We start from the raw sequence: 19,613 nt of genomic DNA, 5'->3' as shown, positions 1-19,613 counted from the left end.
CCTTAATTCACACTTTTCTGCTCAGCAGCAGAATCGGTAATATCAACAACAGGAATGGCGTCCATTTGCCACTTCCAGCTCGCTGTAGTGGTTTCTACAGGTATCATTTCAATACAGTCAGTAGGGCACGGGGCAACACAAAGGTCGCAACCTGTACACTCATCCTTAATGACGGTGTGAAGTGCTTTTGTACCGCCGACAATCGCGTCAACAGGACAAGCTTGAATACATTTAGTACAACCAATACACATATCCTCATGAATAAATGCGACGGTCTTTACCGCATTTTCAAGGTCATGTGCAGAGTCAGTTGCTTCAACGCCCATTAGATCGGCAAGCTTTTCGATGGTTGCTTGACCGCCCGGAGGGCACTTATTGATCTCATCGCCATTAGCGATAGCTTCCGCATAAGGACGGCAGCCTGGGTAGCCACACTGGCCACACTGGGTTTGCGGAAGAATATTGTCGATCTGATCGACGATAGGATCCGCTTCTACTTTGAAACGGATAGAGGCAAAGCCTAAAACAGCGCCAAATATCGCGGCAAGAACAGCGATAGCGATAACTGCGATTAATATTGAGCTCATTACAACTTCACCAAACCTGTAAAGCCCATGAAGGCAAGTGACATCAAGCCTGCGGTGATCATCGCAATAGATGCACCTTTAAAAGGAGCAGGAACGTCAGCAGCACCAATACGCTCACGCATTGAGGCAAATAGGATCAGTACTAGTGAGAAGCCCACAGCAGCACCAAATCCATAAATGATCGACTCAATGAAGTTATGGTTCTCATTGATGTTGAGTAGGGCCACACCTAGTACCGCACAGTTAGTGGTGATCAGTGGTAGGAAGATACCTAACAATCGATACAAGGTCGGGCTGGTTTTGTGTACCACCATTTCGGTAAATTGCACCACAACGGCAATCACCAAAATAAAGCTCATCGTGCGCAGATATTGCAGATGTAATGGTTCAAGGATGTAACTTTCAACTAGGTAGGCGCACACGGATGCGAGAGTCAGCACGAAAGTCGTTGCTAACCCCATACCAATCGCGGTTTCTAGTTTTTTAGAAACACCCATGAATGGACATAAGCCCAAAAACTTCACCAGTACAAAGTTGTTAACCAGCACAGTGCCGACCAACAACAAAAGATATTCGGTCATAGTTATTTATTTAAGAAATTCCGATCCCAACATTATCCTGCTTTGCCAGTTCAATAACAACCAAGGAAAGATAAGGTTTTATATTGTTGAGTAAAAATTATACGAGATTGTCTTAAAAAAGTTGAATAAATACGTCGAGGTGAAGGAAATCGAACGCTTATCTTTCACGATATGAATGTTTTCTAGATGAAAAGAGCAGCAAATACTGCTCTTTAGGAGAAGGTTTACTGACGAGCTAAGCTAAAGTTTGGATTCGAAACTAATCCCACTTTAGAACGGGCCAGTCGCGATGTGCGGCCTGTTGAGCTAATTGAGAACATGGATTGACCAGGTAAGCGTAATCTGCGTATTCGCATAAAGGTAAATCGTTGATCGAGTCCGTATAAAAGTGGATCTCAGAGTAGGCTTTTGGCTGTGCGTCTAGCCATTGTTTTAAGCGAGTTACCTTGCCTTCTCGATAGCTTGGAACTCCCGCTATCTCGGCCGTGTAGTAATCGTTCCTCTCAACCAAGTCGATGCCAAGTGCAGTGCTAATGCCAAGTCGACGACCAACCGCTTCTACTAAAAATGTCACACTAGCTGAAATGATCACCATATCAATCCCATCACGTGAAAGCTGATCGATTAAGGTCTTTGACTGGGCAAATTGCTTATTTAGGATGTGGTTCTCTACACACTCTTCCACCAGTGCATTGACTTGCTCGGTAGGCATATTCACTAGTGGCGCGATGGAAAACTGTAAATAGTCTTCCATGTCCATTTTACCTTCAGCGTAGAGCTTCATTAAGTGCTGATCTTGTTCGATAAAGTCAGGTTGGGTCGCGATGCCTTTCTCAACCATAAACTGATTCCAAATCATCGCGCAATCGGCGTTGATTAGTGTTTCGTCCATATCGAATACGTACAAAGGTTTAGGCATGTTTAGGCACTCACAGGTTGGATTTCGTTAAGGTTAAACAGTAGCTCTAATTGACTGCCATTGGCCAGTAGGCGCTCTGATGAACGATTGAGTAAATCAACCGTGAGTTCGCACTCTTCAACGTCTACTTGGTAGCGGATAACGTTACCCAACAGCTGGTGGTTTTTGATGGTGGCAACTTGCGGTGACGAGATATGCTCACCATAGTGGCGGCCTTGCTCTTTGACGTAAATGGATTCTGGACGAATCGCTACTTTCCAATCAGTGTCGATATTGAAAATCTGCTTCGCATGATTTGCTTCAACTAGGTTGTAATGACCCATAAACCCGGCAACAAACTCATTGGCTGGTTGAGTGTAAATCTCTTCTGGTGTACCGGCTTGGACGATCTCACCTTTGTTCATTAGAAAGATACGGTCAGACATGATCATCGCTTCTTCCTGATCGTGAGTAACGAAAATGGTCGTCAGGTTCATCTCTTTCTGAATATCACGGATTTGCTGACGTAGATGTTTACGGATTTTGGCATCCAGTGCCGATAAGGGTTCATCAAGTAGCAAGATTCGCGGTTTCACCACCAATGCGCGGGCGAGGGCAACACGCTGACGTTGGCCGCCAGAAAGTTGATGCGGATAATGTTTTTCTTTTCCTTTGAGATCAACCAGTTCAATCACTTTGGCTACCTCAGCTTGAATGGTATCGGCACCAAGTTTTTTCATCTTCAGACCAAAGGCAATATTGCCTTCAACCGTCATGTTGGGGAATAGGGCATAAGACTGAAAGACCATGCCAATGCCGCGTTCCTGAGGGACTTGGTGAGTGATTTCTTCACCGTTGACCCAAACCTCACCGCCATCAACTGGGTTCAACCCTGCAAGGCTGCGCAGTAATGTCGATTTACCGCAACCACTTGGTCCGAGAAGGGTGATGAATTCCCCTTGCTCAATAGTGAACTGAATATCTTCAAATACAGTATTGTCGCCAAAACGCTTAGTTAGGTTGTGTGCAGTTACGTAACTCATGATTGTGCTCCTCGGCTAAAACGACTTGCTAGCCAAGTTAGTAAGAAAATAAATAGGAAGTAGGTCATTACTAGGGCAGAGGTAAAGTGGCCGCTAGTTTGACGCATGTTGTATAGGTAGATTTGTAAGGTTTCATAGCGAGTGCCGACTAAGATATTGGCAAAAACGAATTCCCCTAATAAGAACGAGAACGATAGGAACAGTGAGGCCATTAATCCCTTTTTTACGTTCGGTAGAATGATCAGCAGGAATGCTTTGGTGGTACTGGCACCGAGCAGATGGGCAGCATCCATTAAGTCGTGAAGATTGATTGCCTCAAAGCTATTTGAAATTGCACGGTACATAAATGGCAGTGCGATGGTGAAGTAGGTACCAATCAAGATCCAGGGCGTGCCAATTAGGGATATTTCACTGTCGGCGTAAAGCTGAAGTAAGCCGACCGATGACACAACAGGCGGCACTGCGAAAGGTAGTAATATCATGATGTTCATTAGCTTATCCAGTTTCGGAAAGTAATAAAACACCACAAAAATTGCAGGTAGAATCAAGGCCACGCTTAGAGTCAGCGACGCGATACAGATAAACAGTGAACGTCCAAATGCTTGCAAAAAACGCGGGTCGGTAAGCAGTTTGATATACCAATCTAGTGTAAAGCCATCAGGTAGAACGGTCGCTCCCCAACGTGATGAGATCGAATAGACAAAGGTAGCCAGTATCGGTATCAACATAATGGTGACGATGGTGTACACCACGGTTTGGTGGAATCGAGTATTAATATTTTGCATCACTTACTTCCTAGCACTCTTGCCCGCGTAGCTTTTAGAAATCAGCCATTGGTTAATGACTGTAATGAAGGCGAGAAGGAGCATCAGAATCACTGAAATTGCTGCGGCAAGGTTTGGCTCAAGGAACAAGTCACCAGAAACCAAGCTCGCAATACGAATGGTAATAAGGTTGTAGTTGCCAGAAGTTAGCGCGTAAACGCTGGCGTAGGCACCAATCGCATTGGCAACCAAGATAATGAAAGTGCCCAACAGTGCCGGAGATAGCACAGGTAGCGCCACTTTTGCCCAGTATTGGGAGGTACGGGCACCGAGTAAGGATGCCGCGGCTTGCCAATCATCGCTTAAGGCATCAAAGGCAGGGTAGAGCAGCAATACCGCAAGGGGGATTTGGAAATAGATATAGATCGCCAACAAGCCCCATTTACCATACAGGTCAAAATCACCGAGTAAGCCATATTGCTTAAGTAACAAGGTAATTGCGCCATTGGTGCCCAAAATAATAATAAAGGCGAAGGATAAAGGCACACCAGCAAAGTTGCTGCTCATATTGGTAAAGGCAATTACGCCATCACGGATTCGAGAATTTACCCGACGTAGCGAAGAAACCAATACAGTGGCAATCAATAGCCCGATGATGCTTGACCACACCGCCAGCCATAAGCTGTTACCGAAAGCCTGCATCATAAACGCAGAATCGAGTACCTCAATGTAGTTATCGAGAGCAAATTCATCATCGTAGATAAAGCTGTTGATCAGCACCCAAATCATCGGCGCCAATTGAAACAGATAGAAGAATAGCGCGAAAGGGATCAGCCAGAGGGCGGGTCTCGCTCGCTTTAACCAAGTGCTAGTGGTTGTTGAGTGTGGCTCACTAGCGCTGGGAGTGAGAACGGAGCTGCTCATAGTGCTAACAATTCCTGAGTATAAGATTTTGTGTGGTCGAGATTTAATAGTTGGCAAATCGTGCCGCAGAGATCAGTTTGTTTAATGTGGCACTCCTGATGAGTGAACTTATCGCCAATCACAAACAAAGGCACTTCACGCTCTTCGGCCAGAATGCCACCGTGAGAAAGATCGTTGTTCATACCATGATCACTGGTCACCAGCACTTGATAGCCGTCACTCAGCCATTGTTCGATATAGTTAGAAAGAATAATGTCAGCGTGACGAGCGCTATTACGATACTGACGAGAATCTAAGCCGTGTTTATGACCCATATCATCGATGTTCATCGGGTGGATCAGTAAGAAGTCCGGCTGGTGGGTTTGACGTAAGTGCTCAGCATCTAGGAACAGGGCTTCATCAGGGTAGTGATCCCAATGATAGAAACAGCCATGTTGGATATTGAGTGACTCGTCATTGGTAAAACGGTCACGCACAGGATTAAACGGCGCGCGATTGTAGAGCTCACTAACCCAGTGATAAGCCGCTGCTGCTGTCACTTTACCTTGTGATTTTGCCAGGCTGAAAATTGAGTCGTGATTCGATAGGCGCACAATGTCATTGTTGGTGATGCCGCTTTCTACCGGGCGAACGCCAGTCAAAATACATTCATAAAGCGGGCGCGACAGTGATGGCAATTCACATTGTATTGAATACAGTGTTGCACGCATGCTCGACTGCGGTTGTTCTAAAAGACCGTTTAGGTAGCCCATACACGTTTGGGCTACCTGATAGTTCAGTCCATCTAGAACAACAAGGATAACCTTATTGCTCATAGTTACAGGCTCTTATTGCTGGTGAATCAAGACACTTTCTTGCCATTGACGAGGCAACTTACGCGCTGACTTTTCCCACGCTTTGAAATCAGTCACTGGATGAACATTGCTGTATTGGTCGTTTGCAATCAATTTGTCTTGTACTGAGTGAGGTAGAGTCACATTAGTACGGATTGGGCGCGCATAACCTTCGGCTAAGTTGATTTGGCCTTGGTCGCTGAAGATATATTCGCGAGCCAGCTTAGCTGCGTTCGGGTTCTTAGCGTATTTGTTGATAATGGTGGTGTAGCCTGAAATGACCGAGCCATCTTGAGGAATATTGACCGTGAAACGCTGGCGGTCTATTTGATCGCGGTAGCTAAGTGCATTGAAGTCCCACAGAATCGCGACTTCCACTTCGCCTTTTTCTAGGTTAGCGATACTTGGGTTAGTGAACGATAGGCGGCCTTGCTTGGATAGCTCAGCGAAGAATTTGATTGCAGGCTTTAGGTTAGACTCGTCACCGCCGTTAGCAAAAGCAGCAGCAAGGACAGCGTTGTTGGCCTGAGAGGCAACACCGACATCACCGACTGTTACCTTGTAGTCACCTTTCAGTATGTCAGCCCATGTTTTAGGCGCATCTTTAACTAAGTTGTTATTTGAGATAAATGAGATAGTGCCTGTGTAGGCAAGTGCCCAATGGCCATTTTTGTCTTTGGCCCAATCAGGAACATCACTCCAAGTAGTAGGTTTATAAGGTTGAGTGACACCCTTCTTCACTGCTACTCGCGCAAACGCAAAACCGACATCACCAATATCAGCGGTAGCGTTTTTCTTCTCAGCTTCGAACTTTGCGATTTCTTGCGCTGAGCTCATATCGGTATCTTGATGTTTCAAACCGTAGTTTGCTTTCAAGTCGAGCCAAGTATCTTTCCAGTTCGCCCAACTGTCTGGCATGCCTACACTATATACCGCACCTTCTTTTTGCGCGGCTTTAACCAGTGATTCTAGGTCTGCATCTTTTGCCATAGCAGGCAGTGATAATGTTGCAGCGATCAATGCCGCGGGTACGATTTTCTTTGCAGAAAAAGTAGTTGAACGATTTAGCAAAGTTTTCATTGTCTCTATCCTTCTGGACTAGGTCAGTAAGTTCGAAAATTATCCTAGGCAGAAAATGTGACGGTTTAGCGCAACTATTTTGACAGTTTTGATGCGTTTCTATGGCAGTGATATTTCATCAGTACGAAATGTATCCGACGTTAAGGTATGTCATATTTTTGTTATCTGATGCTCTTATTGTTTTGGTTACATTACCAATGGACTAAATCACAACATGAGCGTCGTCGTAAGTTGTCAACCCCAGACACAGCTAGGAAAAATCAAAAAGAGCTTAAGAGAACAAATTCATTCTGGAAGTTTGGTACAAGGGCAAAAGCTACCTTCGGAAAGAGAGCTTAGCCAACTGTTTTCGACCACACGCATTACATTAAAAGATGCGTTGATCTCACTAGAGACAGAAGGACTGATATATAGGGAAGAGCGCCGCGGTTGGTTTGTGTCGCCAGAACGGATTTGCTACAACCCGCTATCGCGTACTCACTTTCATCAAATGATCCGAGAGCAGCATCGCATTGCCGAGACTAAGTTGGTGAATGTATGCAGTGAAGTCGCGGCAGTTGAATACGCAAGGGCTTTAGAGGTAGGGCACATGACGCCAATCCATATTATAGAGCGACTGCGTTATATTGATGGGCGCCCGGTGTTATTTGTTGAAAACGTGCTTAAAGCGTCGCTATTTGACGGCATCTTATCTGAAAACTTAACCATGTCGCTGACCGGAATTTATCGTGAGAAGTATGGTTATGAGACGCAGCGCTCTCGATTCGATGTCATACCGACTTCAGCGCCTTCCTATGTCGCTAAAGCGTTGAACCTTGTAGAAGGCCAACCTGTATTAAAAATATGTCGCGTGAACGATAAGCAAGATGGTGAAGTGATGGACTGCGAGCATGAGTACTGGCGGCCTGATGCGGTGATGCTCAGAATAGAAAGTGTCGAATAGGTTCTATCTGCTAGAAACAAAAAAGCCGCATCAGTAGATGCGGCTTTTTCTAAAGTTGGCTCCTCCTGCTGGGCTCGAACCAGCGACCTGCGGATTAACAGTCCGTCGCTCTACCAACTGAGCTAAGGAGGAATTGCTTTAAAGCGAGGCGAATCTTAGCTATGGAAATATCGGGTGTCAACTCTCGACAGTTAAAATAATTGCAAATATTCGCACTTTTTTCGCTTTACTTTTCTGTATCCCTTATCCGACAAGGGCTATATTTACTTATCCACCAAAATTGTGGATAAGTGTGTTGGTTAAAATTGAGTAAGTCAGAATAATGTAAAATATCAACGGACAAGCGCTATTGGCGGAAGGCGAAAGAAAGTCATAACGTACTGTAAAATGGGTGTTTATGGCTGATTCTGGATAAAGTAACAAAAGTTGAGTGTCAGACGTTAGCTGTGGGTATTTTGCTATTTCAAGAGAAAAATGTGAATAACTTGTGGGCGAAAAAGTGAGTTTTTCTAAGGTGTGGATCTGGTGGGCGAAGAATAATATCAGGTTCATCAGTAATGATCTAGTGACTAATGAAGACTTTCAATAAAACAGCGATTAATTTCTTTTGTAGCTATTGTGTCTGTATATATATACAGACACAATAGAGGTACTGACCACCTGCGAATAGAGTTCGAATATGAGTAAAGTTTTTGATTTGGTGTCTGACTATCAACCGTCAGGTGACCAGCCAACCGCAATACATCAGTTGCTTGAAGGCTTAGACTCAGGCCTAGCCCATCAAACCCTATTGGGGGTTACAGGCTCAGGTAAAACTTTTACTCTGGCCAATGTGATCGCGACTGCACAGCGGCCAGCGATTCTATTAGCACCGAATAAAACTCTGGCAGCTCAGCTTTATGGTGAAATGAAGGCGTTCTTCCCGAACAATGCGGTCGAATACTTTGTCTCATACTATGACTATTACCAACCTGAAGCTTACGTTCCTACCACTGATACGTTTATTGAGAAAGACGCGTCGGTGAATGCGCATATTGAACAGATGCGTTTGTCGGCGACCAAAGCCTTACTTGAACGCAAAGATGCCATCATTGTTGCTTCAGTCTCTGCGATATACGGCTTAGGTGATCCTGAATCCTATTTGAAAATGATGCTACATGTTCGTCGCGGGGACGTGATGGATCAGCGCGATATTCTTCGCCGCTTAGCTGAACTTCAATACAGCCGCAATGATGTTGCGTTTGAGCGTGGTCAGTTCCGAGTACGTGGCGAAGTGATCGATATCTTCCCCGCAGAATCGGATCAAGATGCGGTTAGAATTGAGATGTTTGATGATGAGATTGACTGCATCAGTGTGTTCGACCCACTTACTGGGGCAGTGAAGCAGCGCGACCTTGCCCGTTACACTATCTATCCAAAAACGCACTATGTGACGCCTCGTGAGCGAATCCTTGCGGCGATTGAAGATATTAAGGTTGAACTGGAGAGCCGCAAAAAGTACCTGCTTGATAACAATAAGTTGTTGGAAGAGCAGCGTATCTCTCAACGTACTCAGTTTGACATCGAAATGATGAATGAGCTGGGCTTTTGTTCGGGTATCGAAAACTACTCGCGCTACTTAAGTGGGCGCAGTGAAGGCGAGCCGCCACCGACGTTATTCGACTATCTTCCTCATGATGGCTTACTGATTATTGACGAATCCCACGTAACGGTGCCGCAAATTGGTGCTATGTACAAAGGTGACCGCTCACGTAAAGAGACGCTGGTGGAGTTTGGTTTCCGTTTACCGTCAGCGCTCGATAACCGACCGATGAAGTTTGAAGAGTTCGAGTCGATAGCTCCTCAAACGATTTTCGTCTCGGCAACGCCTGGCAACTATGAGCTCGAAAAGTCAGACGGTGAAATTGCTGATCAGGTTGTGCGCCCAACCGGTCTTTTAGATCCTGAACTTGAAGTAAGGCCTGTAGCAACTCAGGTTGATGATCTACTTTCTGAAATTCGTATCCGTGCAGCAAAAGATGAACGCGTGCTCGTGACAACGCTGACCAAGCGTATGGCAGAAGACTTAACCGAATATCTCACCGAGCATGATGTTAAGGTGCGTTACTTACACTCAGATATAGATACCGTAGAACGAGTAGAAATCATTCGAGACTTACGCTTAGGCGAGTTTGACGTACTCGTCGGGATCAACTTGCTGCGAGAAGGCTTAGATATGCCAGAGGTTTCTTTAGTGGCGATTCTTGATGCCGATAAAGAGGGCTTCTTACGTTCTGAGCGTTCTCTGATTCAGACCATTGGTCGTGCAGCGCGTAACATCGCCGGTAAGGCTATCTTGTACGCTGACTCGATTACTAAATCGATGGGAAAAGCGATGGGCGAAACTAGCCGCCGTCGTGAGAAGCAGCAAGAATACAATGCTAAAATGGGGATTGAGCCACAAGCGCTGAAACGTAATATCAAAGATATTATGGAGCTTGGTGATATCGCTAAGGGTAAGAAGCAACGCACTAGCAAGGCGGTACCACTGTCTAAAGTGGCCGAGCCGTCACAAAGTTATGATGTGATGACACCTCAGCAACTGGATAAAGAGATCAGCAAGCTCGAAGCTCAGATGTACCAGCATGCCCAAGACTTGGAGTTTGAACTAGCCGCACAGAAGCGCGACCAGATAGATAAATTACGTAGCCAGTTTATTACTAATAGCTAAATTATTTAAATTTTAGGTAAAAAAATAGCCAGTAGAAACAGGGTTCTATTGGCTGTAATTTGTGAATACTAAGTTCACTAACAACGTCAGTTGGCTAGGTGACCCTTGCGGGTCATAGAATATTTAGCAGATAGCGTGCCAAAATAATTGTGGTGAAAATGAGCTATTCATCACCATAATTAAGCATTTATTAGCTTTTAAATTGCATAATGCAAAGCCTAATGCAATGATTTATACAAAATGCGAAGAATACCCTGGCTAGGTTATGCAACATAATACGCAAAAGAAAAACGCAAAATATTTATTAATGGTAGAAGACACCGCTTCAGTCGCGGCCTTGTATCGTTCTTATCTCACACCACTTCAAATTGATATCAATATTGTTGGCACTGGACGTGACGCGATTGATAGCCTCAATTTTAGAACACCAGATCTGATCCTGCTTGATTTACGTCTCCCTGATATGACGGGGATGGACGTATTGCATGCGGTGAAAGAAAAGAACCCGGATGTTCCCGTTATCTTTATGACGGCGCACGGCTCTATTGATACCGCTGTTGAAGCGATGCGACATGGCGCTCAGGATTTCTTGATCAAACCTTGTGAAGCAGACCGCTTACGTGTCACCGTCAATAACGCGCTACGCAAAGCGAACAAGCTGAAGAATGATGCGGATAGTCCCGGTAGCCAAGGTTACCAAGGCTTTATCGGTAGTAGCCATACAATGCAAGCGGTGTATCGAACCATTGACTCGGCTGCCAGCAGTAAAGCGAGTATTTTCATTACTGGCGAAAGTGGTACCGGTAAAGAGGTGTGCGCAGAAGCGATTCATGCGACGAGTAAGCGTGGCGATAAACCGTTTATCGCGATCAACTGTGCGGCCATTCCAAAAGACCTGATTGAAAGTGAGCTGTTTGGTCATGTCAAAGGGGCGTTTACTGGCGCAGCGACGGACAGACAGGGAGCGGCAGAACTTGCTGATGGCGGCACACTGTTTCTCGACGAACTGTGTGAAATGGACCTAGAATTACAAACCAAGCTTTTGCGGTTTATCCAAACGGGTACCTTCCAGAAGGTGGGTTCTTCTAAAATGAAGAGCGTGGATGTGCGCTTTGTTTGTGCTACCAACAGAGACCCATGGAAAGAGGTAGAAGAAGGGCGCTTTAGGGAAGATCTCTACTATCGCTTATACGTGATACCGCTGCACCTCCCACCACTTCGAGAACGTGGTGATGACATTATTGAAATTGCCTACTCACTGCTTGGTTTCATGTCGAAAGAAGAAGGGAAAGACTTTATTCGACTAGCCCCTGAAGTGGTTGAACGTTTCGCTCGCTATGAATGGCCGGGCAATGTACGTCAGTTACAAAATGTGCTGCGTAATGTGGTTGTGTTGAACAATGGCCGAGAAATTCATTTAGAGATGCTGCCACCGCCATTAAATCAGCCTTCAGCCAATGAAATTCGAGTGATGCTGCCGCAACCAGATTCGGTATCGGTACAAGATATTTTCCCGCTATGGCTAACTGAAAAGAATGCTATCGAGCAGGCAATTAAAGCGTGTGACGGCAATATTCCAAAAGCGGCAGGATATTTGGATGTAAGTCCATCGACCATTTATAGAAAATTACAGGCATGGAACGCCAAGGAAGTACAATAGTGGATATTTTAAATCAGAGTAAGATTGATCGATTAGCGGGTGAAATTGGAGCAGATAATGTGCCGGTTTTGCTTGATATATTCTTAGGCGAATTGGCGATGTATATCGACAACCTAACTCAGCAAGATCAAAGTGAGCATGACGCCTATATGAAAGAGATTTGTCATGCTTTGAAAAGCAGTGCCGCCAGTTTTGGTGCCGAAGCTCTGTGTGCGTATTCGGTTGAAATTGATAGCATGGCAAAGTCAGGTGCCTTGCTTAATATTGAGCAGGATGTGGCGAAAATGATATCTCTGCTCAGAGAAACTCAGCAGAGATATCAGGCATTAGTCAGTTAATAAAAACTCAACCGCTTGCTGAAGCTTTGTGCGATCGTGGCGCCAGTCTCGGTTAGGTGAGGCAAGCGGTACAGTAACGCAGTTCCACTCAGAGAGCTCAGGGTGAGGCTCCTCTCCAAGCACAACATCAATCTTGCGCCCACGGCATGAACGCTCACACCACTCTAACTTTTCCTTTAAGGTCATTTTGCCCGCAGGCCCATATTCAGGCGATAGGTTTTCGACAAAGATCAGTTGCGCTTTGGTGTTGCAAGAAATAGCTCTACCGATTTCTGGTAGGAGCAGCGGTGGCATGATGCTAGTTAAAAAGCTACCTGGGCCTAAAATGATCGCATCCGCTTGTTCAATCGCCATCACGCCTTCTTTCGTCGCTGGGACTTCTGGCTCTAGGTCGAGTCTCAACAGCTTATCTGGCATTTCATCGACACTGGTTTCACCAGTGACCCAACGTCCATCTGGCGAAAGTGCTTTAAGGTCTGAAGGATGTTCAGACATCGGGATGATATTGACGTCCACCTTGAGCATATTGCGGATAAGGTTGGTTGCATCCAGTGGTCTTACTGAAAGGTTGTCTAATGCTGTCAGCATTAGGTTACCAAGGTTATGGCCGTCTAGTTCACCAGCGCCCTTGAAACGGTACTCGAACATCATCGAGCTGATGGAAGGATCAGTGATAAGCTGATTGATACAGTTACGTGTATCACCCCAAGCAATGCCTCCTTGGCAATTGCGGATTCGACCGGTTGAACCACCATTATCCGTGGTTGCAACAATCCCCGTGGCATTGGAGCCAAACTCTTTAAGTGCGGCAAGCATACGGCCAAGACCGTGGCCACCACCAACAGCTACGATTTTTTTGCTAGCGTAAATTGTCATGCTGAGCTTCTATTCTATTTATAACCAACTACAATTTAGATTATTGCATTAATATCCCCTACTCAAGAATAGGTAAAATGAGCAGTAAGCAGGATTTTTTGGCTTTAAAGGTAGAAACACACACAATTATTAAGTATTTTATAGGCTAGCTGCTACCCGTACGTGAGGTAGTTGCCATAACTCCGAGCTCAATAAGCTAAGTTCACAATGAATAAGCGTGCTGAGCCAGTGACATGTTGTCACAAGGGCAAAGTTGGAAATGACTCTGCCTCCCGTGTTTGGAAAGGTGTTCCGTGGCGCAACAATTCGAAGATAGATTCCATCGTAAGTTTTACTACTTACGACTTTCTGTTACAGATGTCTGTAACTTTAAATGCACATATTGTTTACCCGATGGTTACAAACCTTCGGGGCAAAAAAACTCGTCTTTTATAGCACTACCAGAGATTAAACGTGTCGTTAGAGCGTTCGCAGATTGCGGGACGTCTAAGGTGCGCATTACTGGTGGTGAGCCGAGTCTACGCAAAGATTTCAATGACATTATCCATACAGTCGCTTCAACGAAGGGCATTCGTAAAGTGGCAACCACGACCAATGGCTATCGTATGGAGAAACAAGTCGCGGATTGGAAAGATGCTGGCCTGACTCATATTAATGTCAGTGTCGATAGCCTCGATCCTCGAATGTTTCATCAAATCACAGGCGAAAATAAGTTCACTCAAGTAATGGGCGGTATCGACCGTGCATTCGAAGTGGGCTATGAGCAAGTTAAAGTCAATGTTGTACTGATGAAAGACTTAAATGCTCATGAATTGCCAGCCTTTCTAAACTGGATTAAAGACCGCCCAATCCAATTGCGTTTTATCGAGCTGATGCAAACTGGTGAAATGGATGAGTTATTCCAACGTCACCATGTCTCTGGTGTCGCGATTCGTAATCAACTTATTGCCAACGGTTGGCTATTGAAGGTTCGTGATCACAATGACGGACCTGCGCAGGTTTTTGTCCACCCTGATTACCAAGGTGAAATCGGTCTGATTATGCCTTACGAAAAAGACTTCTGTGAAAGCTGTAACCGCCTGCGTGTCTCTGCGCTTGGTAAGCTTCACCTTTGTCTATTTGGTGATCACGGCGTAGAGCTAAGAGACTTACTGCAAGAAGATTCTCAAGAAGCTGCGCTGATCAAGCGAATTCAAGAGCAGTTGCAAACTAAATCAGTCAGCCATTTCCTTCATGATGGAAATTCAGGCATGACGCCGCATTTAGCCTCTATTGGCGGCTGATCTTTCCAGTCAATATCAATTTATCGACTAAGCATGAGCTTAGAGCGAACATTACTTTAAGAAAAATAGGTGAACAAATGGGTCACGCAGAAAGCAAATTCCAACCAGCTAATATTGCCGTACTAACTGTTTCAGATACTCGTACAGAAGAGAATGACACCTCTGGTGGCTACCTAGTCGAGAATGCGAAAGAAGCAGGCCACAATGTTGTTGATAAGCAAATTGTGATTGATGATATGTACAAGATTCGCGCGATTGTTTCTCAGTGGATTGCTGACGAAAACGTTCAAGCAATCATGATTACTGGCGGCACTGGTTTTACTTCACGTGACAGCACTCCAGAAGCGCTAAAACCACTATTTGATAAAGAAGTTGAAGGCTTTGGTGAGTTGTTCCGCCAAGTGTCTTACGAAGAGATTGGTACATCAACCATTCAATCTCGCGCGATTGCAGGTTTTGCTAACCATACGGTTATTTTTGCAATGCCAGGTTCTACAGGTGCTTGTCGTACAGGTTGGACTAAGATCATCAAGCAGCAGCTAGATGCAAGCCACCGTCCATGTAACTTCATGCCTCACTTATCTGTTTAGCGTCGGGAGCAAACCATGAGCGAATTTACTCATATCAATGCTTCTGGCGAGGCGAATATGGTCGATGTGTCAGCGAAAGCAGAAACTGTGCGCGAAGCGCGCGCGGAAGCGTTTGTTCATATGGCTCCTGAAACATTGCAACTGATCGTATCTGGCTCTCACCATAAAGGTGATGTGTTTGCAACGGCACGTATTGCAGGTATTCAAGCGGCGAAAAAAACTTGGGATTTGATTCCTCTTTGCCACCCACTATTGCTATCAAAAGTTGAAGTTCAACTTGAAGCGATCGAAGCTGAAAACATGGTTCGCATTGAATCTGTGTGTAAGCTAGCAGGTAAGACAGGGGTAGAGATGGAAGCGCTGACTGCGGCTTCTGTTGCTGCACTGACTATCTACGATATGTGTAAAGCGGTACAGAAAGATATGGTGATTGGCCAAGTTCGACTGTTGGAGAAAACGGGCGGAAAATCGGGTCACTTTAAGGTGGAAGCATGATTAAAGTACTATTTTTTGCGCAAACTCGCGAGCTAGTGGGTGTCGATGAACTTCAGCTAGAAGATGATTTTCAAACGGTAGAAGCGATTCGCAGTCACCTTGCTAAGCAAGAAGGTAAATGGGATATCGCCTTAGAGCAAGGCAAGTTGCTTGCTGCGGTAAACCAATCCATTGTTCCTCTTGAGCACCCAATTCAAGCTGGTGATGAAGTCGCCTTTTTCCCGCCAGTAACAGGTGGTTAATGATGGACAATCGAGTTTCTGTACAGTTTGATGATTTTTCTGTTGGCGTGGAATATGACGCGTTAGCGCAAGGCACGGCTGCCGGTGCTGTGGTGACTTTTGTTGGTAAAGTTCGCGACATGAACCTAGGTGACAATGTGACTGGCCTGTCACTTGAACATTATCCTGGAATGACTGAGAAAGCTCTGGGAGAAATCTGTGACGAGGCAGAAAAGCGTTGGCCGTTACTGAATATCCGAGTGATTCATCGTGTTGGTGATTTAGACATTGGTGACCAAATCGTGTTTGTTGGCGTGTCTAGCGCCCACCGAGGTACAGCGTTTGAAGCGTGTGAGTTTGTGATGGACTACTTGAAAACCAAAGCCCCATTTTGGAAGAAAGAGCGCACCACTGAAGAAACGCGCTGGGTCGATTCAAGAGACTCCGACGCTAAAGCGGCTGAACGCTGGCAAAAGTAGCGCCTTAGCACTTAACTCTGTTTTACTTAAAGCTCCCTAGTGATAGGGAGCTTTTTTCATTTCCGCTTAATTGATGAATTGAGCCGCGTTGCTGACCTTTAGCAAAGAACAGTGCTTTATCGGCAATGGCGATAAAGTCATCGGCTTTCATTGCTTCAGGCATAAGCTTGTATTGTTGAATACCTATGGTGACTGAGAAAATATTGCCGACAGTTGAAGATTTGTGTGGAATTGCCAGATTTTTCACATCCGTTTGCAGCTTTTGCGCTCTTGTTAAGATCTCGCCATCATTGGTATTGGGCACAAATACCAAAAACTCATCGCCGCCATAGCGAAAGCATAGGTCGCTCGGCTTAGCCCAAGTTCTAATCGTTTGACCTAGCGAAGAGAGGACTCGATCTCCTTTGATATGCCCGTAGCTGTCGTTATATTGCTTAAAGCAGTCGATATCGATCATTAAGAGTGCAGCGCCAGAGAGTTCGAGCTTAGCCAGTTCAATCGCGTCAGGTAGCAGCGAATCCAATGCATAGCGGTTGTAGACTTGGGTTAAGTGATCAATGTAGGTGAGTTTTTCCAGCTCTAGCTGATTTTGCGCCAGCTTATCGAGGTTTTCTTGTATTCGGTAATATTGCGCACTGTCCATAATACGAGTGACGTATCGGGTAAAGGGATGACCAGAGCGCTAAAGTACTGCGTGTCGGTAGGGCCTTCGATACCTTCGAAGCAGGGGAGATCTTTAGGGTCTAAGTTGTATTCAATTTCTGTCGCCGTTTGGCTATCAATCACATCGACGATGACTTGGCTAAACCAGATTGCTTTATCAGCGGGGAGTACTTGGTATTGATTGAGGCCAATCAAAGCGGAGGGATTATGGTGGCGCTTGGTGTCTCGGCCGCCCCATGCTTCGACATAGGTTCCTGACTTATCGATAAGAAAAGTCGGCTCTGGCATTGCCTCAAACACCACATGCATTAAGTCCGGATTGTTTGTAACTTCCGCTGAAAAAATGGATTTCACCATCTGTACTCCTCTGGGTTACATCGCACTCCTTATATAGTTTAGTCTCTAGGTGGAGAGTTAGAGAGCGCTTTGAGCTTAAAACCATGTTTAAAGTGATGAAAAGTAGATGTGGGCGCCTATTTACCGCTGTAGCCTCCAGTTTGACGGGCTTTTGAGGCATTCAATTGGATAGAATGGAAGGTGCTTCGGAACGTGATAGGGATTGCCTATTGTAAAAATTGTTGATTTCCATTTAGTAAAATCAAGAAATTAGACAACAATTACAATATAGGCAGCGTGGCTGGCACGTTAAGGAGACGTCAATGGAATCATTAAAAGTAAAAGACTATATGACACTACAAGCGGTGACATTTACCCCTGAAATGTCGTTAAGTGCCGCTTTAGATAAGGTTATGAACTCAAGATATTTGGGTGGTCCGGTTATCAATGAACAACGAGAAGTCATTGGCTTTTTATCTGGTCAGGATTTGCTCGATAAATTGGTTAAGGTCAGTTATTACTGTCAAGACACCCACATTGTTTCAGACTGCATGCACAAAGATGTGCTCTCAGTGACATCAGAGACTTCGATTATTGAACTGGCAGATATGATGAAAGTAGGGCGACCGAAAGTGTATCCAGTTATTGATGCAGGCAAGTTAGTCGGAATCATTACGCGCCGCGACGTTTTACGTGCGATAGGTAAAAATATCGAAGACTGCTTTAAACATCCGGTGTAAAGTAATCATAAGATAGACAATAAGAGGTGCCCTAGTGCACCTCTTATTTTTTCTGCGTAACTAGGAGAGTGTGATGTCAGACCAAAGTGCCAAATTTGTAGAAGGTTCTACAATGCGACATATCCTTGTCATGTCAGGGGCTGGCTCAGTGGGTCTGATGGCCTTGTTTGTCGTTGACTTAATCGACATGCTGTTCATTAGTATGTTGGGCCAAGTTGAATTGGCCGCCGCTGTCGGGTTTGCGGGCACACTGGTTTTCTTCTCTACCTCAATTTCAATTGGTACCTCTATCGCGATGGGCGCCCTGGTGTCGAAAGCCATTGGGGCTAAGCAGCATCAGCATGCCAAACAGCTCACCACGAGTATCATGTTTACCGCCGTGGCCATCAGTATTTTGGTGTCGGGTATCATGTTTACCTATATCCCTGAACTGTTACAGGCCATCGGAGCGCAAGGCGTTGCAGCAGAGCGCGCAGAAGCGTATTTGAGAATTATCCTGCCAAGTGCGCCAGTGATTGCGGTTGCGATGGCTGCGGGGGCTGGGCTTCGCGCTGCAGGGGATGCTAAGCGTTCGATGTGGGCAACGCTCGCTGGTGGTATCGTTAACGCGATTCTTGATCCGATTTTTATCTTTGGTTTTGGGTGGAACGTTGAAGGCGCTGCGTTAGCGTCGGTGTTTGCGCGTTTTACGGTACTATTTTTCTCTCTTTATCCGTTGATCAAAGTGCATCAGTTGGTCGCTCGCTTTAACTACTCAGTATGGCGAAGCAATTTAAGACTGATTCTTGCGATTGCCGTCCCTGCGATTATTACCAATATCGCCACGCCGATTGGTAACGCCATTGTTACCTCATCCATCGCCCAGTTTGGCGAAAACTATGTCGCAGGCTTCGCAGTGATTGGCCGATTAACTCCGGTTTGTTTTGCGGTTATCTTTGCGTTGTCGGGCGCGGTTGGTCCGATTATCGGCCAAAACTATGGCGCTGAACGTATGGACCGAGTGAAAGAGACACTCAACAACTCACTTATTGTCACAACCGCGTATACCCTAGCGGTATGTGCCATTCTCTATTTTGCCCAAGACTTAATTGTGAGTATGTTCAGTCTGCAAGGGGATGCTCAGATTATCGTCGCGGCATTTTGTACTTATGTGGCGATCAGTTTCATCTTTAACGGTGCACAGTTTGTTGCCAACACCTCGTTCAATAATTTAGGTAAGCCGTTGTATTCAACAGCTCTTAACCTGGGTAAAGCGACGTTAGGGACATTACCGTTCGTTCATTTTGGCGCGCTGTGGTTTGGCGCGTTAGGTGTGCTGTATGGGCAAGCATTAGGTACCGTGGTGTTTGGTATCATTGCTATTATTGTCTTGCGCAAGCACATCTCTGATCTCATGGCAGGTTCATGTGCTGAGCAAGCGCAAGCTGATCCATCGATAACCAGTGTTAATAGCCAGCCATTTTGTAGCCACGATGCGGTTTTGATTGATGATGTTGCTTCCACCGCAGAGGTAGCGGAAGAAATTGCAGAAAAAGTTTGACCTTGGAGTAGACTCTAAGGTTTAAACTT

The 19,613-nt window shown here is 45.4% G+C and carries 20 protein-coding genes, 1 tRNA gene, 1 pseudogene and 1 riboswitch; of the genes and pseudogenes, 11 read left to right on the top strand and 11 right to left on the bottom strand.

The window, feature by feature from the left end; genetic code table 11:
- Positions 1-2: 2 nt before the first annotated feature.
- The 8 genes from rsxB to ELS82_RS08515 all read right to left on the bottom strand — a co-directional run bounded on the left by rsxB (position 3) and on the right by ELS82_RS08515 (position 6,710).
- On the bottom strand, positions 3-587 hold the full coding sequence (rsxB, locus tag ELS82_RS08550; RefSeq protein WP_004414935.1) for an electron transport complex subunit RsxB: 585 nt from the start codon (positions 585-587) through the stop codon (positions 3-5).
- Positions 587-1,168 carry an electron transport complex subunit RsxA gene (gene rsxA / locus ELS82_RS08545; protein WP_004418311.1) on the bottom strand — a complete coding sequence of 194 codons (582 nt, stop codon included), beginning with the start codon at positions 1,166-1,168 and terminating at the stop codon, positions 587-589. The genes rsxB and rsxA overlap by 1 nt, the downstream gene beginning before the upstream one ends.
- A gap of 259 nt (positions 1,169-1,427) precedes the next feature.
- Complete coding sequence (locus ELS82_RS08540; protein ID WP_134835125.1) at positions 1,428-2,087, bottom strand: HAD family hydrolase; 660 nt, start codon at positions 2,085-2,087, stop codon at positions 1,428-1,430.
- Between the two features lie 2 nt (positions 2,088-2,089).
- The gene (locus ELS82_RS08535; protein WP_134835124.1) at positions 2,090-3,109 is read right to left on the bottom strand and encodes an ABC transporter ATP-binding protein; all 1,020 of its coding nucleotides are present in this window, start codon (positions 3,107-3,109) and stop codon (positions 2,090-2,092) included.
- Entirely contained in the window at positions 3,106-3,894 is a 789-nt protein-coding gene (locus tag ELS82_RS08530) for an ABC transporter permease (RefSeq protein ID WP_134835123.1), read from the bottom strand. The genes ELS82_RS08535 and ELS82_RS08530 overlap by 4 nt, the downstream gene beginning before the upstream one ends.
- 3 nt (positions 3,895-3,897) lie before the next feature.
- Positions 3,898-4,797 (bottom strand): ABC transporter permease, encoded by a 900-nt coding sequence (locus tag ELS82_RS08525; RefSeq protein ID WP_134835122.1) that lies wholly within the window; start codon positions 4,795-4,797, stop codon positions 3,898-3,900.
- Entirely contained in the window at positions 4,794-5,612 is an 819-nt protein-coding gene (locus ELS82_RS08520; protein WP_134835121.1) for an alkaline phosphatase family protein, read from the bottom strand. The genes ELS82_RS08525 and ELS82_RS08520 overlap by 4 nt, the downstream gene beginning before the upstream one ends.
- A 12-nt stretch (positions 5,613-5,624) precedes the next feature.
- The gene (locus tag ELS82_RS08515) at positions 5,625-6,710 is read right to left on the bottom strand and encodes an ABC transporter substrate-binding protein (RefSeq protein WP_134835120.1); all 1,086 of its coding nucleotides are present in this window, start codon (positions 6,708-6,710) and stop codon (positions 5,625-5,627) included.
- A 214-nt stretch (positions 6,711-6,924) separates the two neighbouring features.
- Between ELS82_RS08515 and ELS82_RS08510 the strand changes: the two genes are divergently transcribed.
- The gene (locus ELS82_RS08510) at positions 6,925-7,653 is read left to right on the top strand and encodes a UTRA domain-containing protein (RefSeq protein ID WP_134835119.1); all 729 of its coding nucleotides are present in this window, start codon (positions 6,925-6,927) and stop codon (positions 7,651-7,653) included.
- Positions 7,654-7,709: 56 nt separating this feature from the next.
- Here the strand turns inward: ELS82_RS08510 and ELS82_RS08505 are convergent.
- Positions 7,710-7,785, bottom strand: a tRNA-Asn gene (locus ELS82_RS08505).
- Between the two features lie 547 nt (positions 7,786-8,332).
- Here ELS82_RS08505 and uvrB point away from each other — a divergent pair.
- The 3 genes from uvrB (at position 8,333) to luxU (ending at position 12,361) form a co-directional block, all read left to right on the top strand.
- Positions 8,333-10,363 carry an excinuclease ABC subunit UvrB gene (uvrB, locus tag ELS82_RS08500; RefSeq protein ID WP_134835118.1) on the top strand — a complete coding sequence of 677 codons (2,031 nt, stop codon included), beginning with the start codon at positions 8,333-8,335 and terminating at the stop codon, positions 10,361-10,363.
- Positions 10,364-10,628: 265 nt separating this feature from the next.
- Entirely contained in the window at positions 10,629-12,023 is a 1,395-nt protein-coding gene (gene luxO / locus ELS82_RS08495) for a quorum-sensing sigma-54 dependent transcriptional regulator LuxO (RefSeq protein ID WP_134835117.1), read from the top strand.
- On the top strand, positions 12,023-12,361 hold the full coding sequence (luxU, locus tag ELS82_RS08490; protein ID WP_134835116.1) for a quorum-sensing phosphorelay protein LuxU: 339 nt from the start codon (positions 12,023-12,025) through the stop codon (positions 12,359-12,361). Before luxO ends, luxU begins: the two co-directional genes overlap by 1 nt.
- On the opposite strand, the gene ELS82_RS08485 is transcribed toward luxU, so the two are convergent.
- Entirely contained in the window at positions 12,350-13,237 is an 888-nt protein-coding gene (locus tag ELS82_RS08485) for a YvcK family protein (RefSeq protein ID WP_134835115.1), read from the bottom strand. The genes luxU and ELS82_RS08485 overlap by 12 nt on opposite strands.
- A 168-nt stretch (positions 13,238-13,405) precedes the next feature.
- A riboswitch (molybdenum cofactor riboswitch) is annotated at positions 13,406-13,542 on the top strand.
- On the opposite strand from ELS82_RS08485, the gene moaA reads away from it, so the two are divergent.
- The 5 genes from moaA (at position 13,531) to moaE (ending at position 16,305) form a co-directional block, all read left to right on the top strand.
- The gene (moaA, locus tag ELS82_RS08480) at positions 13,531-14,520 is read left to right on the top strand and encodes a GTP 3',8-cyclase MoaA (RefSeq protein WP_134835114.1); all 990 of its coding nucleotides are present in this window, start codon (positions 13,531-13,533) and stop codon (positions 14,518-14,520) included. It overlaps the preceding riboswitch by 12 nt.
- Before the next feature lie 77 nt (positions 14,521-14,597).
- Complete coding sequence (gene moaB / locus ELS82_RS08475; RefSeq protein ID WP_004414904.1) at positions 14,598-15,110, top strand: molybdenum cofactor biosynthesis protein B; 513 nt, start codon at positions 14,598-14,600, stop codon at positions 15,108-15,110.
- Positions 15,111-15,125: 15 nt separating this feature from the next.
- On the top strand, positions 15,126-15,605 hold the full coding sequence (gene moaC, locus ELS82_RS08470) for a cyclic pyranopterin monophosphate synthase MoaC (RefSeq protein WP_004414902.1): 480 nt from the start codon (positions 15,126-15,128) through the stop codon (positions 15,603-15,605).
- On the top strand, positions 15,602-15,847 hold the full coding sequence (gene moaD / locus ELS82_RS08465) for a molybdopterin synthase sulfur carrier subunit (RefSeq protein WP_134835113.1): 246 nt from the start codon (positions 15,602-15,604) through the stop codon (positions 15,845-15,847). Before moaC ends, moaD begins: the two co-directional genes overlap by 4 nt.
- A 2-nt stretch (positions 15,848-15,849) precedes the next feature.
- Positions 15,850-16,305 (top strand): molybdopterin synthase catalytic subunit MoaE, encoded by a 456-nt coding sequence (moaE, locus tag ELS82_RS08460; protein WP_134835183.1) that lies wholly within the window; start codon positions 15,850-15,852, stop codon positions 16,303-16,305.
- Between the two features lie 22 nt (positions 16,306-16,327).
- Here the strand turns inward: moaE and ELS82_RS08455 are convergent.
- A pseudogene (locus ELS82_RS08455) lies at positions 16,328-17,325 on the bottom strand (sensor domain-containing diguanylate cyclase).
- Positions 17,326-17,627: 302 nt separating this feature from the next.
- On the opposite strand from ELS82_RS08455, the gene ELS82_RS08450 reads away from it, so the two are divergent.
- Both ELS82_RS08450 and ELS82_RS08445 read left to right on the top strand, forming a co-directional pair.
- Complete coding sequence (locus ELS82_RS08450) at positions 17,628-18,044, top strand: CBS domain-containing protein (protein ID WP_134835112.1); 417 nt, start codon at positions 17,628-17,630, stop codon at positions 18,042-18,044.
- 73 nt (positions 18,045-18,117) lie between these two features.
- Positions 18,118-19,584: an MATE family efflux transporter gene (locus tag ELS82_RS08445; RefSeq protein WP_134835111.1), complete on the top strand. Its 1,467-nt coding sequence runs from the start codon at positions 18,118-18,120 to the stop codon at positions 19,582-19,584.
- The last annotated feature ends 29 nt before the right edge of the window (positions 19,585-19,613 follow it).

The organism is Vibrio ouci, from assembly GCF_004551525.1.
Lineage (GTDB): Bacteria > Pseudomonadota > Gammaproteobacteria > Enterobacterales > Vibrionaceae > Vibrio > Vibrio ouci.
This window is presented reverse-complemented; position numbering and strand designations above follow the sequence as displayed.

What these genes read in the sequence shown, in the direction of transcription:
- luxO (WP_134835117.1), top strand. Translation starts at nt 10,629, where the DNA reads ATGCAACATAATACGCAAAAGAAAAACGCAAAATATTTATTAATGGTA.
- ELS82_RS08510 (WP_134835119.1), top strand. Translation starts at nt 6,925, where the DNA reads ATGAGCGTCGTCGTAAGTTGTCAACCCCAGACACAGCTAGGAAAAATC.
- moaD (WP_134835113.1), top strand. Translation starts at nt 15,602, where the DNA reads ATGATTAAAGTACTATTTTTTGCGCAAACTCGCGAGCTAGTGGGTGTC.
- ELS82_RS08525 (WP_134835122.1), bottom strand. Translation starts at nt 4,797, where the DNA reads ATGAGCAGCTCCGTTCTCACTCCCAGCGCTAGTGAGCCACACTCAACA.
- moaB (WP_004414904.1), top strand. Translation starts at nt 14,598, where the DNA reads ATGGGTCACGCAGAAAGCAAATTCCAACCAGCTAATATTGCCGTACTA.
- rsxA (WP_004418311.1), bottom strand. Translation starts at nt 1,168, where the DNA reads ATGACCGAATATCTTTTGTTGTTGGTCGGCACTGTGCTGGTTAACAAC.
- ELS82_RS08450 (WP_134835112.1), top strand. Translation starts at nt 17,628, where the DNA reads ATGGAATCATTAAAAGTAAAAGACTATATGACACTACAAGCGGTGACA.
- moaE (WP_134835183.1), top strand. Translation starts at nt 15,850, where the DNA reads ATGGACAATCGAGTTTCTGTACAGTTTGATGATTTTTCTGTTGGCGTG.
- ELS82_RS08515 (WP_134835120.1), bottom strand. Translation starts at nt 6,710, where the DNA reads ATGAAAACTTTGCTAAATCGTTCAACTACTTTTTCTGCAAAGAAAATC.
- ELS82_RS08535 (WP_134835124.1), bottom strand. Translation starts at nt 3,109, where the DNA reads ATGAGTTACGTAACTGCACACAACCTAACTAAGCGTTTTGGCGACAAT.
- ELS82_RS08530 (WP_134835123.1), bottom strand. Translation starts at nt 3,894, where the DNA reads ATGCAAAATATTAATACTCGATTCCACCAAACCGTGGTGTACACCATC.
- moaC (WP_004414902.1), top strand. Translation starts at nt 15,126, where the DNA reads ATGAGCGAATTTACTCATATCAATGCTTCTGGCGAGGCGAATATGGTC.
- rsxB (WP_004414935.1), bottom strand. Translation starts at nt 587, where the DNA reads ATGAGCTCAATATTAATCGCAGTTATCGCTATCGCTGTTCTTGCCGCG.
- uvrB (WP_134835118.1), top strand. Translation starts at nt 8,333, where the DNA reads ATGAGTAAAGTTTTTGATTTGGTGTCTGACTATCAACCGTCAGGTGAC.
- ELS82_RS08485 (WP_134835115.1), bottom strand. Translation starts at nt 13,237, where the DNA reads ATGACAATTTACGCTAGCAAAAAAATCGTAGCTGTTGGTGGTGGCCAC.
- ELS82_RS08520 (WP_134835121.1), bottom strand. Translation starts at nt 5,612, where the DNA reads ATGAGCAATAAGGTTATCCTTGTTGTTCTAGATGGACTGAACTATCAG.
- ELS82_RS08445 (WP_134835111.1), top strand. Translation starts at nt 18,118, where the DNA reads ATGTCAGACCAAAGTGCCAAATTTGTAGAAGGTTCTACAATGCGACAT.
- ELS82_RS08540 (WP_134835125.1), bottom strand. Translation starts at nt 2,087, where the DNA reads ATGCCTAAACCTTTGTACGTATTCGATATGGACGAAACACTAATCAAC.